Annotated in this window: 10 protein-coding genes; 2 read left to right on the forward strand and 8 right to left on the reverse strand. The window is 66.4% G+C overall.

The annotated features are described in order from the left end of the window. Positions 1–62: 62 nt before the first annotated feature. The 5 genes from accB to DCM80_RS26975 all read right to left on the reverse strand — a co-directional run bounded on the left by accB (position 63) and on the right by DCM80_RS26975 (position 4,620). Complete coding sequence (accB, locus tag DCM80_RS26955) at positions 63–551, reverse strand: acetyl-CoA carboxylase biotin carboxyl carrier protein (RefSeq protein ID WP_028136676.1); 489 nt, start codon at positions 549–551, stop codon at positions 63–65. A gap of 37 nt (positions 552–588) precedes the next feature. Next, positions 589–1,056 carry a type II 3-dehydroquinate dehydratase gene (gene aroQ, locus DCM80_RS26960; protein ID WP_028136675.1) on the reverse strand — a complete coding sequence of 156 codons (468 nt, stop codon included), beginning with the start codon at positions 1,054–1,056 and terminating at the stop codon, positions 589–591. Between the two features lie 227 nt (positions 1,057–1,283). Then, complete coding sequence (locus tag DCM80_RS26965) at positions 1,284–2,135, reverse strand: DUF1236 domain-containing protein (RefSeq protein WP_028136674.1); 852 nt, start codon at positions 2,133–2,135, stop codon at positions 1,284–1,286. Positions 2,136–2,346: 211 nt separating this feature from the next. After that, positions 2,347–3,114, reverse strand: coding sequence for a DsbA family protein (locus DCM80_RS26970; protein ID WP_257194477.1), 768 nt, complete (start codon positions 3,112–3,114; stop codon positions 2,347–2,349). 108 nt (positions 3,115–3,222) lie between these two features. After that, a complete protein-coding gene (locus DCM80_RS26975) occupies positions 3,223–4,620 on the reverse strand; it encodes a M48 family metalloprotease (RefSeq protein WP_257194478.1) in 1,398 nt (465 codons plus the stop codon). A 189-nt stretch (positions 4,621–4,809) separates the two neighbouring features. Here DCM80_RS26975 and DCM80_RS26980 point away from each other — a divergent pair, with 189 nt between their 5' ends. Continuing rightward, on the forward strand, positions 4,810–5,997 hold the full coding sequence (locus DCM80_RS26980) for a pyridoxal phosphate-dependent aminotransferase (protein WP_257194479.1): 1,188 nt from the start codon (positions 4,810–4,812) through the stop codon (positions 5,995–5,997). A 93-nt stretch (positions 5,998–6,090) separates the two neighbouring features. Continuing rightward, the gene (locus DCM80_RS26985; RefSeq protein WP_257198074.1) at positions 6,091–6,648 is read left to right on the forward strand and encodes a biotin transporter BioY; all 558 of its coding nucleotides are present in this window, start codon (positions 6,091–6,093) and stop codon (positions 6,646–6,648) included. A gap of 164 nt (positions 6,649–6,812) precedes the next feature. Here the strand turns inward: DCM80_RS26985 and DCM80_RS26990 are convergent, their stop codons facing one another. The 3 genes from DCM80_RS26990 to DCM80_RS27000 form a co-directional block, all read right to left on the reverse strand. Beyond that, positions 6,813–8,045 (reverse strand): FAD-binding oxidoreductase, encoded by a 1,233-nt coding sequence (locus tag DCM80_RS26990; protein WP_257194480.1) that lies wholly within the window; start codon positions 8,043–8,045, stop codon positions 6,813–6,815. Between the two features lie 37 nt (positions 8,046–8,082). Further along, entirely contained in the window at positions 8,083–9,579 is a 1,497-nt protein-coding gene (locus tag DCM80_RS26995; protein WP_257194481.1) for an amidase, read from the reverse strand. Positions 9,580–9,684: 105 nt separating this feature from the next. Then, positions 9,685–12,837: an Rne/Rng family ribonuclease gene (locus tag DCM80_RS27000; protein ID WP_257194482.1), complete on the reverse strand. Its 3,153-nt coding sequence runs from the start codon at positions 12,835–12,837 to the stop codon at positions 9,685–9,687. Positions 12,838–13,173 lie beyond the last annotated feature (336 nt).

The raw sequence follows: 13,173 nt of genomic DNA on the forward strand, positions 1-13,173 counted from the left end.
GGGGAATGGCGAATGGCGAATAGGGTGGAGCAGCTGGTCGCTACGCGCTATTCGCCACTGCCTCACTCGATGATGACGAGCGGCTCGCCGTACTCGACCGGCTGGCCGTCCTCGACCAGGATCTGCGTCACCGTGCCGGCGCGCGGCGAGGGGATCTGGTTCATGGTCTTCATGGCTTCGATGATCAGCAGCGTCTGTCCGACCGAGACCTTGCTGCCGACCTCGATGAACGGCTTGGCGCCCGGCTCGGGCGCCCAATAGGCGGTGCCGACCATCGGCGAGCTGACCGCGCCGGGATGCTTCGACAGGTCGGGCCCGGCGGCGGCGGTCGCGGCGGGGACACCCGGCAGGGCGGCGGGAGCCGCAGCCATCGGCACCGGCATGGTCGCAGCCACGCTGATGTTGCGGGCGACGCGCAGGCGCAGGCCCGCGCGCTCGATCTCGATCTCGCTGAGGCTGGTCTCATCGAGCAGGAGCGCGAGCTCGCGGACGAGCGCGGAATCCTCGCTGGAAAACTTTGCGGCTGCTTTGTCGTCTGGCTGGCGCGCCATGTTGTTTGATCCGAATGTTCTGTTTGATGAGGGAGCTTCAGGCTTTGGGCTTGATGGCAAGCTTGGCGGCGAGGCCCTGGATGGCGAGGCGGTAGCCCTCGATGCCGAAACCGCAGAGCGAGGCGAAGGCCGCGCGTGCCGTATAGGAGTGATGACGAAAGCTCTCGCGGGCGTGGATGTTGGTCACATGCACCTCGACCGTCGGGATCTGAACCGCGAGCAGCGCGTCGTGCAGCGCGATCGAGGTGTGGGAATAACCGCCGGCATTGACGATGATGCCCTTCATCTTGCGCCGATGCGCCTCGTGGATGAAGTCGATCAGCTCGCCCTCGCGGTTGGACTGCCGGCAATCGGCCTTGAGGCCGAACGTCGCCGCCGTCTCCCGGCACAGCGCCTCGACGTCGGCCAGCGTCGCGTGGCCATACTTCTCCGGCTCGCGCGTCCCCAACATGTTGAGGTTCGGCCCGTTCAGGACGAGGATCGTGTCGGTTGCGGGTTCTGCCATTCCAATCCCGGAAGAGGTGCTTCGGCGTGGCGGGGTTATAGGTAACAAAGCGTCCCAGGGGAAGCCTTGAAGGACCTTCGAGGGGCCCTCAGGTACCTCATCCTGGCTGCAAAAATCTGTGCGGAAGCTACGGAAATTGCTTGTTAACCAGCCCGAACCATGGCTGCCGGCAACCGCAAAGGGGGCGGGCATTGCTGCCCGCCCCCTGCGACTGCCGGTGATCCGGCTTAGACGTTCAGGACCGCCACGATTTCGTAGGTGTCCGGATTGATGATCACGATCTCTTCCTTGACCAGGATGTACTTGTAGGTCCGCCACTCCGGATAGATTGACACGACCCGGGACGGCAAGGTGTGGAAGGTAATGCCCTCGCGCGGCACGCGGGTGCCGACCGAGATCGAGAAGTTCACGTTGGTCACCGGGGTCACCCGCTGCTCGCGGATCACCGAGGTGATCTGGGTCCGCTGCTCGGTCGAAAGCTTCGCGGCGGCGCCCGCCTGGCCGACCGTGGTCGAAGTCGAGCTCTGGCCCTGGGCGTTCTGGTTGGTGCTGGTGCCGGTCTGGCCCTGAGCATTTTGGTTGGTGCTCGTGCCGGTACCCTTCTGGGTCTCGGCGTTGTTGGTCGAGGTGCCGCTCTTGCTGCCCTCAGCCTTCATGTCCTTGTCCTTGCCGGACTTGGTGGTGTCCTGGCTCATGCTCTTGGACTTGTCCTGGGACTTGTCCATCTGGCCCTGCGCGCGATCGTCGGTGCGCTGGCCCTTGGTGCCGGCCTTGTCTTCGGCGTTCTTGTTCATCGCGCCGCCCGAGGAACGCTCGTCCTTCATCGCGCCGGACTTGTCTTCGGACTTCATGGAGCTGGAGCCGCCGGACTGGCCGACAGTGCCCTTGTCATGGCTCATGGAATCGCGGCCCATCGAGCCGCCGCGCTCAGCAGCGCCGCCGGAAGGCTGCGACTGCTGCATCTGTGCGCCACCGGCGCCACCACCGCTGTCGCGGCCCATGGTGCCCTGTGCGTTGGCGAGACCGGTGCCCGCGACGAGTGCGGCTGCGGCAACTGAGATCATGAAGCGGTTCAACATCGAAATTCTCCTCACGTGTTTCTTGCGTCATTGCCCGCGCCGACAACGAAAGGAGATTTGAGTTGTTCCGGAACTTCGTCTGTTCCGCGGCATTTGTTTGTTGAACGCCAGATGAATGACTTTGCGCGAAGACGCCAAGGTTCGGCGCAAGAAGAAAGGCCGGCTTTCCAGCCGGCCTTGTCGCGTTTTCCGAATATCGCAAAACCTGTGATCAGCAGGTTGCCTTGCCGCAGCGGGCGATGCCGATCTTTTCCCTGAGGCTTTCGACGCCGACGGCGCCGATCACGATCTGCTTGCCGATGACGTAGCTCGGCGTGCCGTTCATGCCCATCGCTTCGGCGAGCTTGAAGTTCTCCTCGATGGTGGCGCGCACCTCGGGGCTGCCGATGTCCTTCTCGATCCTCGCGATGTCGAGGCCGGCTTCCTTGGCCGCTTGAAGCGCGCGCGCCTTGTCGGCGGCGCCGCGCCCGGTGAGCAGCTTCTGGTGGAAGTCGAGATATTTCTTGCCGGTGGGATCCTGCATGCGCACGGCGACCGCGACCTGCGCCGCTTCGACCGAGCCCTGGCTCAGAACCGGAAACTCCTTCAGCACGACCTTCAGCTTCGGATCGCTCTTCATGATGGTCAGCATGTCGTCCATCGCGCGCTTGCAGTAGCCGCAATTGTAGTCGAAGAACTCGACGAAGGTGACGTCGCCGTCCTTGTTGCCGAGCACGACCTGTCGCGGCGAGTTGAAGATCGCCTCGGCGTTCTGCGCGACGCTCGCTTCATGCTTCTTCGTTTCGGCCGCGGCCTGACGTTTGCTGAGTTCGGCCATGGCCTCCTCGAGCACCTCGGGATGGCTCACGAGATAGTTCTTGATGATTTTCTCGATCTCGGTGCGCTGCGGGTCGGAGAAGCTGTCGGCAGCGGCCGGCGCAACTGCGCCGAACATGGCGAGCGCAAACAGCGCGGGAGCAAGCGAGCGCAGCGAAGGCATAGGCAAATCCTCTTATCCAAAGCAGGTTTCGGAAACGTCCCGGCGGCGTCAAAGCTCGGTGTCGTGACGTCGTGGTGCAAGGCGTCTTTAGGTTTGGCGTCGTTCTCGTCAGTTGCGCGGCGGCTTGGCCGCCACGATGTCGTCGGCCTTGACCCATCCAGGCGTGCCGACGGCAAAACGGGTTTTCGCGCGCGTGGCGAGCTCGCGGGCGGTCTTGTTGTCGCCGCGCAAGTACGCGGCCTGGGCCGATGCGAGATCCGCCTCGGCATAATCTCCCTTCCGGCCATAGGCCATCGCGAGCTGGCTGTAACCGAGGATGGCCTCGGGCTCCCGCGCCACCGCGGCGCGGAGAATCCGAACGGCGTCATCGGTGTAGGCCTTATTATCGGTTCCAACCAGAGCCTGCCCAAGTAACATCTCGATGAGGGGCGAGTTGTTCGAGAGTGCGGCAGCCTTGCGCAGGGGCGCGATGGCCTCGGCGGCCTTGCCACTTTCCAGCAAGGCCTGGCCGCGCACCTCGTAGAAGTACGGATTGCTCGGCTGAACCTGGATCAGCGCATCGATCTGGGCGAGGGCGCTGCGCAAGTCCCCGTGCAGATAGGTGCTGATGGCGCGGGCATAGCGCGCCGGCATGCTGTCGTTCGAGAGCGGATAGCGGCGGTACACCGTCTCCGGCCGCTCCATGAAGGCGGATATCTTGGCGCGAACCATGTCGTGGCGAAGCTGAAGCGCGGGATCGTCCTTCTTGCTCCAATAGGGGCTGGAGCTTGCGAACTCCTGCAGCGCGGCAACGCGCTCGGCCGGCATCGGATGCGACTGGAGATAGGGGTCGGCGCCGCGCGCGGCGAACAGGCTCTCGCTGGTGAAGCGCTTGAAGGTCTCGTACATGCCCTTCGGCGATTGCTGGGTCGCGGTCAGGAATCGCACGCCGGCGCGGTCGGCGTTCTCCTCCTGCTGGCGCTGATAGGACAACAGCGACCGGCGGATCACCTCCTGGGGAGCGGACATGGCGGCGGCGCCGACATTGGCGAGCCCGTTGTTGCCGGTGCCGCGCTGGGCGCTGCCCGCGGCGATCGCGCCGGCGCCGAGCAGCATCGCGATGATCATCTGGGTCTGGGCGGCGGCGAGTTGCTCGCGCAGCTTGGACAGATGGCCGCCCGCCAGATGCCCGGTCTCGTGCGCGAGCACGCCGATGATCTGGTTCGGCGTCTCCGATTGAAGGATCGCGCCGTAATTGACGAAGATGCGGCGGCCATCGGCGACGAACGCGTTGAACGAGCCGTCGTTGAGGATCACCATCTGGATGTTCTGCTTCTCCAGACCCGCGGCGCGCAGGATCGGGCGCGTATATTCGCGCAGCAGTTGCTCGGTCTCGGTGTCGCGCAGGACCGGCGGCCCCTTGGCTTGCGCGTGCGCGGCGGAGAACGGCGTCAGCGCGATCGCCGCGGCCGTGACGAGGGCGGTGAGGGCGGAAGCCTTCTTGCGCAATGCGATCTGGAGCGACATCAAACGGTGTTGGTCAAACGATCTGGAAAGCAGTTTCGTGATGGGTTTGGCGATTGGCGGCGGCCCGGATACGCGATATGCCCTTGTGAGCCGTTCCTCTTATGAGCCGCACAATGCGGCCAGTCTGGGGCGCAAGCGCCCCGTTCCCGGGCCGGAGGCGCCGGCCCGCCAGCGAAATAGCAGAAATCGATGCACGATGCGACTTTAAGGAACCGGTTGGGGCAGTGGCTCGAGCCCTCCCGCCGCAGCGATGTTCCCCCGTTCATGGTGATGGACGTCATGGCCGCGGCGGCCCGGATCGAGGCCGCCGGCGGCCATGTCATCCACATGGAGGTCGGCCAGCCCGCGGCCAGCGCGCCCAGGACGGCGATTGCCGCCGCCCATATGGCGCTCGAGACCGGGCGGATCGATTATACCTCCGCGCTCGGCATCCCCTCCTTGCGCGCGCGCATCGCACGCCATTATCGCGACGCCTATGGCTGCGACGTCAGCCCCGAGCGGATTGTGGTGACCACCGGCTCCTCGGGCGGGTTCATCCTGGCCTTCCTGTCGATGTTCGAGCCGGGCGACCGCGTCGCCGTGACGGTGCCGGGTTATCCGCCCTACCGGCACATCCTGACCGCGCTCGGTTGCGAGCCGGTGCTGATCGAGACCACGAACGAGACGCGCCATGCGCTCACCGGCGAGGCATTGCTCGCCGCCCATCGCAAGGCGCCGCTGAAAGGCGTACTGGTCGGCAGCCCCGCCAACCCGACGGGGACGATGATGTCGCGCGAAGCGCTCGCCGGCCTGATGGCGGCCGCCGAAGACGCGGGCATCCGCTTCATCTCGGACGAGATCTATCATGGGCTCGATTATGCGTTTCCGGCAGTCACCGCAGCTGCGCTGTCCGAGCACGCACTCGTGATCAACTCGTTCTCGAAGTATTTTTGCATGACGGGCTGGCGCGTCGGCTGGATGGTCGTGCCCGAAATCCTGGTGCGGCCGATCGAGCGGCTGCAGCAGAACCTGTCGATCTCGGTGCCGGCGCTGTCGCAGATCGCGGCAGAGGCCGCCTTCGACGGTGCGGCCGAGATGGAAGCGATCAAGCACGGCTATCAGGAGAACAGGCAGATTTTGATCGAGGGATTGCCGAAAGCCGGCCTCAGCAAATTCCTGCCGGCCGATGGTGCATTTTATCTCTATGCCGACGTCTCGGACTTCACCTCCGACAGTTTCGAGTTCGCCAAGCAGATGCTCGAGCAGGCACGCGTCGCGGCAACGCCCGGCCTCGATTTCGATCCCGTTCACGGCCGATCGTTCATTCGTTTTTCGTATGCACGCTCGCCGGGAGAGATGCGCGAGGCAGTTGACCGGATCGCTCACTGGCTTAAATAGCCGCCAGTTTTCGACCAGCTCCTGGAGTTCATCTTGCCTGACCACCGATCCGTCCCGACCGCTGCCGCGCCACATTTTTCTCTCGCCGCATTGATGTGGCCGACCCGGCCGGGCGAAACCGTCGGCGCAGTGCGTGCCGTCGTGCTGGTTGGGCTCGGCACCGCATTGATGGCGCTGTCAGCCAAGGTCAGCCTGCCGCTGCCCTATGTGCCCATGACGTTGCAGACGCTGGTGGTGCTGATGATCGGCGCGGCCTATGGCCGGCGTCTTGGCAGCGCAACGATGATCGCCTACCTCGCCGAGGGCGCGCTTGGCGCGCCGGTCTTTGCCGGACCGGTGGGTGGGATTGCGCCGCTGATTGGCCCGACCGCAGGCTATCTGTTCGGCTTCATTGCGGCCGCCTTCGTGACCGGCTGGCTCGCCGAGCGCGGCTGGGATCGCAGCGTGGCGCGGCTGTTTGCAGCCATGGCCGTTGGCCATGTCGTCATTCTGGCCGCCGGCTTCGGCTGGCTGGCGTTCGGCCTCGGGCTCGGCGCTGCGAAGGCCTGGCAGGTCGGCATCGTGCCGTTCGTGGCGGCTTCGCTGATCAAGAACGCGCTCGGCGCGACGTTGATGCCGGCGGCGCGCAGGCTGATCGAGCGCCGGCGATAAAGCGCGAAACCCTGATCGCCATCGTGCTCGGCGCACGCGTCGGCTGGCTCTGGCCGACCGTTGCCACCAACGATGAGATCAAGGCGCTCGGCATCGCCCACATCGAGGGAGCGCTCGAAGTAACGGGGCTGGTCGATATTCTCGATCAGCCCTTTTCTTCGAGTCTAGAACCGCTCCGGCCGATACGGCAGCGGGTCGATCGTCGGCGTCTCGCCGCTCATGATCTCGGCGAGCAGGCGTCCGGTCGCGGGTCCAAGGGTAAATCCCTGATGGCCGTGGCCGAAATTCATCCAGAGGCCGGGATGACGCGGAGCCTGCCCGAGCACCGGCAGCATGTCGGGGGTGCAGGGGCGGGTACCGAACCACGGATCCGGCTCGACGCGTTGGCCGAGGTCGATCAGCTCGCGTGCGGAGCTTTCCGCGCTGGCGAGCTGCACGGGCGTGGCGAGGGCGTCCATGCCGGTCAATTCGGCGCCGGTGGTGATGCGGATTCCCTTCGCCATCGGCCCCATGGCGTAGCCGCCGCCCTTGTCGACCAGCGGCAGATCGAGCGAGGCGCCGCCGCTGTAATGCATGTGGTAGCCGCGCTTGCGGACCAGCGGAATGCGATAACCGAATTTGTGCAGCAGGTCGGGCGACCACGGTCCGAGGGTCACGACGGCGTGGGCGGCGTCGAGGTGCCCCTGGTCCGTCGCGACCGACCAGCCGGTTGCGGTCTGCTGCAGCGACTGCGCATCGCCGAGCACGATGGTGCCGCCGAGGCGCTCGAACAGCTCGGCATAGGACGTGACCAGGGCGCCGGGATCTGACACGGTCCAGGTGTCGAGCCAATGGATCGCGCCGGGAAGATCGTCGCGCAGGATCGGCTCGGCCTTGGCGAGCTCGCTGCCGGACAGCACGCGAAAATTCACGCCGAATTCGCGCTGGTCTTCCTCCGCGGCCTTGATCGAGAGCTCCAGCTCCGCGGCGTTGCGGTACAGCGCCCGGTAGCCTGCGCGGCGGATCAGATTGTCGGCATGTGCCTCGCGAACGAGGATGTCGTGTTCCGAAGTCGCGTAGGCGATCAGTCGCGCCCAGGCCTCGATCGCCTCGCGATGCCGTTTCGGCGCCGAATGCCACCAATAGCGGAGCAGGGGCTCGATATGGCGGTGAAGCGACGACAGGCTGTAGCGCACGTCGTTGGTGCGGCCGGTCGCGATCTTCAGCAGCGTCGCAAGGTCGCGCGGCATCGGATAGGGACGGACCGCTTCGGCCTGGATCATCCCGGCATTGCCATAGCTGGTCTCGCGACCCGGCTCCCTGCGATCGACGAGCGTGACGGTCCAGCCGCGCTGCTGCAGGTGCAGTGCGGCGCTCACACCGATCATGCCGCCGCCGAGAACCATTGCGCTTTGCATCGGAGACTTCTCCTGTCGGATCACGTTATTCCCAGGATCATTCCCAGGTGAGGAAGCCGGGGGCAGCGGAGAGCGGCGGCGCCGCGGCAAGCCGCGCCAGATCGGGGACGGGCCGGCACAATTGCGCATCGCCCGCGAACGCGGCCTCGATGCCCGCGGCGACCGAGAGCACGATGGCGTCGCCGCCGCGTGGACCGACGATCTGGAGGCCGAACGGCAGCCCGGCTTCATCGAGGCCGAGCGGAATGCTGATCGCGGGATGTCCGGGGAGCGTGACGGCGTAGGCCAGCGCGAGCCAGTGGAAATAGGACCTGGTCGGCACGCCGTCGATCTCAGCCGGATGAGGCTCCGACCACGGCCGCGGGCTCAGCGTAATGGTCGGGCTGATCAGCACGTCGCAGGTTTCGAAGAAGCTCTGATAGGCGCGATAGATCCGCGTCTGCGTCGCCGTGGCCCGCGCGTGGTCTTCGAGCGTGTAGCCCAGCCCTTCCTCGACATTGGCGCGGACATTGGGGCCGAGCATCTCGCGGCGCTCCTTGTAGTTCTTGCCGTGCATGGCCAGGAACAGGCCTGCGCGCAGCACGGCGAAGGCGTCGTCCGCGCCGGAGCAATCCGGCGTCGCCTCGCGGGATTCCGCGAACAGCGGTGCGAGCTTCTTCACCCGCGCGCGGAACACGCGCCGGATCGCCTGCTCGGTCGGGGCAAAGCCAAAATCCTCGGTGAAGGCGAGACGCAGCTTGCCGAGCTCTGCGGGGCGCGGGGCGGCCCAGCGTTCGGCGCGAGCGCGCACGGGCTCGCCGGGCAGCGTATAGGCGAGCGGATCGCGGGCATCATCGCTCGCCATCACCGACAGCATCAGCGCAGTGTCGGCGACGTTGCGCGCCATCGGCCCGTCGGTCGACAGATTGGACCAGCCGAACGCACGCTTCTCGCTGGCCACGAGGCCGTAGGACGGACGCATGCCGACGATGCCGGCGAAGCCTGCCGGATTTCGCAGGGAGCCGCCGGTGTCCGAGCCGGAGGCGAGCGGAGCCATGCCGCAGGCCAGCGCCACCGCCGAGCCGCCGGAGGAGCCCGCCGCCGAGCGCAGGGGATCGAAGGGATTGCCGGTCGCGCCGAATACGGGATTGCGGGTGTTGCCGCCCGCCGCCCATTCCGGCGTGTTGGTTTTGCCGAAGATGATGGCGCCCGCCGCGCGCAGGCGCGCGACCGAGCCTTGGTCCACAGCCGGGACGTTGTCCTTCAGCAGCGGGCTGCCATAGGTGGAGCGCATCCCGGCGGTGTCCTGGGTGTCCTTGATGAGGATGGGAAGCCCGTGCAGAGCACCGCGATCCTCCCCGCGCAGGATGGCGGCCTCGGCCGACTTGGCGGCGGCGCGTGCGCCCGCCTCGTCCAGCGTCACGACGGCGTTGACGGCGGGGTTGATCGCGGCGATGCGGGACAGACAGGCGTCGAGCAACTCGACGGGCGAGATCATCCGCGCGGCCAACAGGCGGCGCAGTTCGACGGCGCTGGAATCACAAAGCTCTGACAATGCAGGTCCCCATTCAGATTGCGAAAACGGCTTAGCACATCGGTGCAACGACGAAACGAAAACGCCCGGCGGATGCCGGGCGTTTTGCATTTTTGATGTTCGGCCTTATTCGCCGCCGCCGAAACGGCGGGACCACCAGCCGGCGCGGCGCGGGACCGCGGGCGTATCGCTTGCCGGTTGCGGCGCAGGTTCAGCTGCCGGCGCGGGCGGCGTGACCGGCTCGGCCGCCTGCGCAAGCTGCGACACCTGCGTTGCCGGCTCGCTCGGGCCGCTCGACAGGAAGCTCACCTTTTCGCGCACCGTGGAGCGGCGCCGTGCGGCCTTGTCGTCGACGGGCTCTTCCTCCGCTGCAACGGGCTCGGGCTGGGCCTGTGCCTCGGCCTGCACCTCGGCGCGCGGTTCGGGCTGCGAGGCTTGTGGTTCAGGCTGCGAGACTTGCGGTTCTGGACTGTGCTCGGCCTGTGCAATCGAGGGCGCAGCCTCGTTGCCGAAGCCGTCAAAATCGGCGACCGCCTCGGTAGCTTCCGATGGCTGATTGGTGCCGAGCTCGTCGCTGATCGAGCCGGCGAGACCTTCCTCGCTGCCACCGCGACGGCGGCGACCGCCGCGGCGACCGCGCCGGCGCCGGCGCTCGCCGCTGCCCTGCTGCTCGCCGCGGGCTGCTTTTTCCTCGCCTTCCTCGCCGTCCTGCTCGGATTCGGCATCGTCCTCGCCTTCGCTGGCCGCTACAGCCGCCTCGGGAAGGGTGGGAGGGCTATCCTCGCGCAACTCGCCGTCGCGCGGGCCACCGCGGCCGCGGCGGCGACGTCGGCGCTTGCGGCGCTGGCCGTCCTGGTCGGACGCGGCATCGCCGGACGCCTGCTCTTCGGCGAGACCTTCGGTCTCCTCGGTTTCGACCTCGGATTCGGTCTCGATGTCGAAGGCATCCTCATCGTCGTAGGGCTCTTCGGCCGCCGGCGGCGGGCTCGCAGCCGCCTGCGCCACAAGCAGCGCCTTGGCGGCTTCCAGCGTATGGACCTGCTCGCCACGATCGATCACGTAAGCCTGAGGTCCGCTGACGGACTGATCGGCAATGACCGACAGCGTCACCTTGAAGCCGTTCTCGAGGTCGCGCAGGTGGCCCCGCTTGTGGTTGAGCACATAGAGCGCGACGTCGGTGCGGGTGCGGACCACGAGGTTGTGGGTTGCGCCCTTCATCAGGATTTCTTCGATACCGCGCAGCAGCTGCAGCGCCACCGAGGATACCGAGCGGACATGGCCGGTGCCGCCGCAATGCGGGCACGGATCGGTCGAACTCTCCAGCACGCTGGCGCGGATGCGCTGGCGCGACATCTCGAGCAGGCCGAAATGCGAGATGCGTCCGACCTGGATGCGAGCGCGATCCTGCCGGAGGCAGTCGGACAGCTTGCGCTCGACCGCACGGTTGTTGCGCTTCTCGTCCATGTCGATGAAGTCGATGACGATCAGGCCGGCGAGGTCGCGCAGGCGAAGCTGGCGGGCGACCTCTTCGGCCGCCTCCAGGTTGGTCTTCAGCGCAGTGTCCTCGATATGGTGCTCGCGCGTCGATCGGCCGGAATTGACGTCGATCGAGACCAGCGCCTCGGTCTGGTTGATGACGATGTAGCCGCCGGAGCGCAGCTGCACGGTCGGCGAGAACATCGCGTCGAGCTGGCTCTCGACGCCCATGCGCGAGAACAACGGCTGACCGTCGCGATATTGCTTCACCGCGCTGACATTGGCGGGCATCAGCATCTTCATGAAGTCGCGCGCTTCGCGGTAGCCGGACTCGCCGGCCACCTGAATCTCGTCGATCTCCTTGTTATAGAGGTCGCGCAGCGAACGCTTGATCAGCGAGCCTTCTTCGTAGACGAGGGTCGGGGCCTGCGACTTCAGCGTGAGGTCGCGCACCGTCTCCCACATCCGGATCAGATATTCGAAGTCGCGCTTGATCTCCGGCTTGGTCCGGGCAGCGCCCGCCGTGCGCAGGATGATGCCCATGCCCTCGGGCACGTCGAGATCCTGCACCACCTCCTTCAGGCGGGAACGGTCCTGGGCGCTGGTGATCTTGCGGCTGATGCCGCCGCCGCGCGCGGTGTTCGGCATCAGCACGGCATAGCGGCCGGCGAGCGACAGATAGGTCGTCAGCGCAGCACCCTTGTTGCCACGCTCTTCCTTGACGACCTGCACCAGCATGACCTGGCGGCGCTTGATGACTTCCTGGATCTTGTACTGGCGGCGCGGGCGGAACGTGCGCTCCGGCACTTCCTCCAGCACGTCGTCGCCGCCGACGGATTCGACGACTTCCTCTTCGGCTTCATCGCCGTCTTCGTCCTCATCCTCGTCTTCGTCGTCTTCGCCGGCTGCGTCCCCGGCGTCGGCATGCGGCGCTTCGGCGTTCTCGCCGTACACGGCGTCGGCCGGCTCAGCGGCGGCGGTCACGGCTTCGGCAAGGGCCTCGGCGTGCGCTTCGGAAGGTGCGGCCTCCTGCGGCTCGGCAACATTTGCGGTCGCGACCACGGGCTCGGCGCCGACGGCCGCGACAGGCGCGGCCGTCTCGCCGGCATGATCATGGTCGTGATGATCGTGCGGATGGTCGTGATCGTGACCATGGTCATGATCGGGGGCGGGCGCGTCGGCATGGGCACGACGATCGTCGTGATCATGCTCGGCATGATCATGTCCGTCATGATCGTGGTCGTGGCTCTCGTGCTCGCCGTGATGCTCGGCATCGGCATGCAGGTGCTCGCCTTCCTGCAAGGCACCCTGCAAGGCACCCTGCAAGGCACCCTCGCCATGCTCCGGCTGCGTCGCGCCCTCAATCGGCTGGGCGGCGGGATCGGCGCCGGCCTCGAGGCCCTCGACGATGTCGCTGCGCACGCGCTCGCCGTGACCGCGGCGGCGGGCATTGCGGTGGCGTGAACGGCGGCGGCCGTGGGAGCGATTCTCGCTCTCCTCTTCGGCCTCGCGATGGGCCTGTTCCTCGGCCTCGATCAGCGCCTGCCGGTCGGCGACCGGGATCTGGTAATAGTCGGGATGGATTTCGCTGAAGGCGAGGAAGCCGTGGCGGTTGCCGCCATATTCGACGAAGGCGGCCTGGAGCGAGGGTTCGACCCGAGTGACCTTGGCGAGGTAGATATTCCCGCGCAGTTGCTTGCGTTGCGCGGTCTCGAAATCAAACTCTTCGACGCGATTGCCGCGGACCACGACGACCCGGGTCTCTTCCGGGTGGGTGGCATCGATCAACATCTTGTTGGGCATGTCTTAACTCTTGGCGGCGGCGGGCGCGATTCACCGTGGGCGCGTATCGCGCCGCCGGGTGACGCGACGGTCCACCTGATTCGGGGGTGAGGGGAAGGCCGAAACGCCGTCTCTCGCGCCTTGCCGGACCGGAAGCTTCAGGACCATTGCGGCGCGCGGGATTTTGACTCCGCAGCGTCGCGAATGGTCCTTCAGAATTCGTCGGCACAGTCTGGCGCATCAAGCGTCGGCCCGTATGAAACATTGGGCGGCGAGGCCGCCCTTCAATCAGTTGCTGTTGGCCAGGCATGGCGCGAGCGCGCTCGCCTTGGGGATCAAGAACCGCTCCCTTGGGAT

Source organism: Bradyrhizobium sp. WBOS08, from assembly GCF_024585125.1.
Lineage (GTDB): Bacteria > Pseudomonadota > Alphaproteobacteria > Rhizobiales > Xanthobacteraceae > Bradyrhizobium > Bradyrhizobium japonicum_B.

Bases quoted from the DNA above. Each gene is read 5' to 3' on its own strand.
- aroQ (WP_028136675.1), bottom strand. From the start codon at position 1,056: ATGGCAGAACCCGCAACCGACACGATCCTCGTCCTGAACGGGCCGAAC.
- DCM80_RS26975 (WP_257194478.1), bottom strand. From the start codon at position 4,620: ATGTCGCTCCAGATCGCATTGCGCAAGAAGGCTTCCGCCCTCACCGCC.
- DCM80_RS26985 (WP_257198074.1), top strand. From the start codon at position 6,091: ATGTGGCCGACCCGGCCGGGCGAAACCGTCGGCGCAGTGCGTGCCGTC.
- accB (WP_028136676.1), bottom strand. From the start codon at position 551: ATGGCGCGCCAGCCAGACGACAAAGCAGCCGCAAAGTTTTCCAGCGAG.
- DCM80_RS27000 (WP_257194482.1), bottom strand. From the start codon at position 12,837: ATGCCCAACAAGATGTTGATCGATGCCACCCACCCGGAAGAGACCCGG.
- DCM80_RS26970 (WP_257194477.1), bottom strand. From the start codon at position 3,114: ATGCCTTCGCTGCGCTCGCTTGCTCCCGCGCTGTTTGCGCTCGCCATG.
- DCM80_RS26965 (WP_028136674.1), bottom strand. From the start codon at position 2,135: ATGTTGAACCGCTTCATGATCTCAGTTGCCGCAGCCGCACTCGTCGCG.
- DCM80_RS26980 (WP_257194479.1), top strand. From the start codon at position 4,810: ATGCACGATGCGACTTTAAGGAACCGGTTGGGGCAGTGGCTCGAGCCC.
- DCM80_RS26990 (WP_257194480.1), bottom strand. From the start codon at position 8,045: ATGCAAAGCGCAATGGTTCTCGGCGGCGGCATGATCGGTGTGAGCGCC.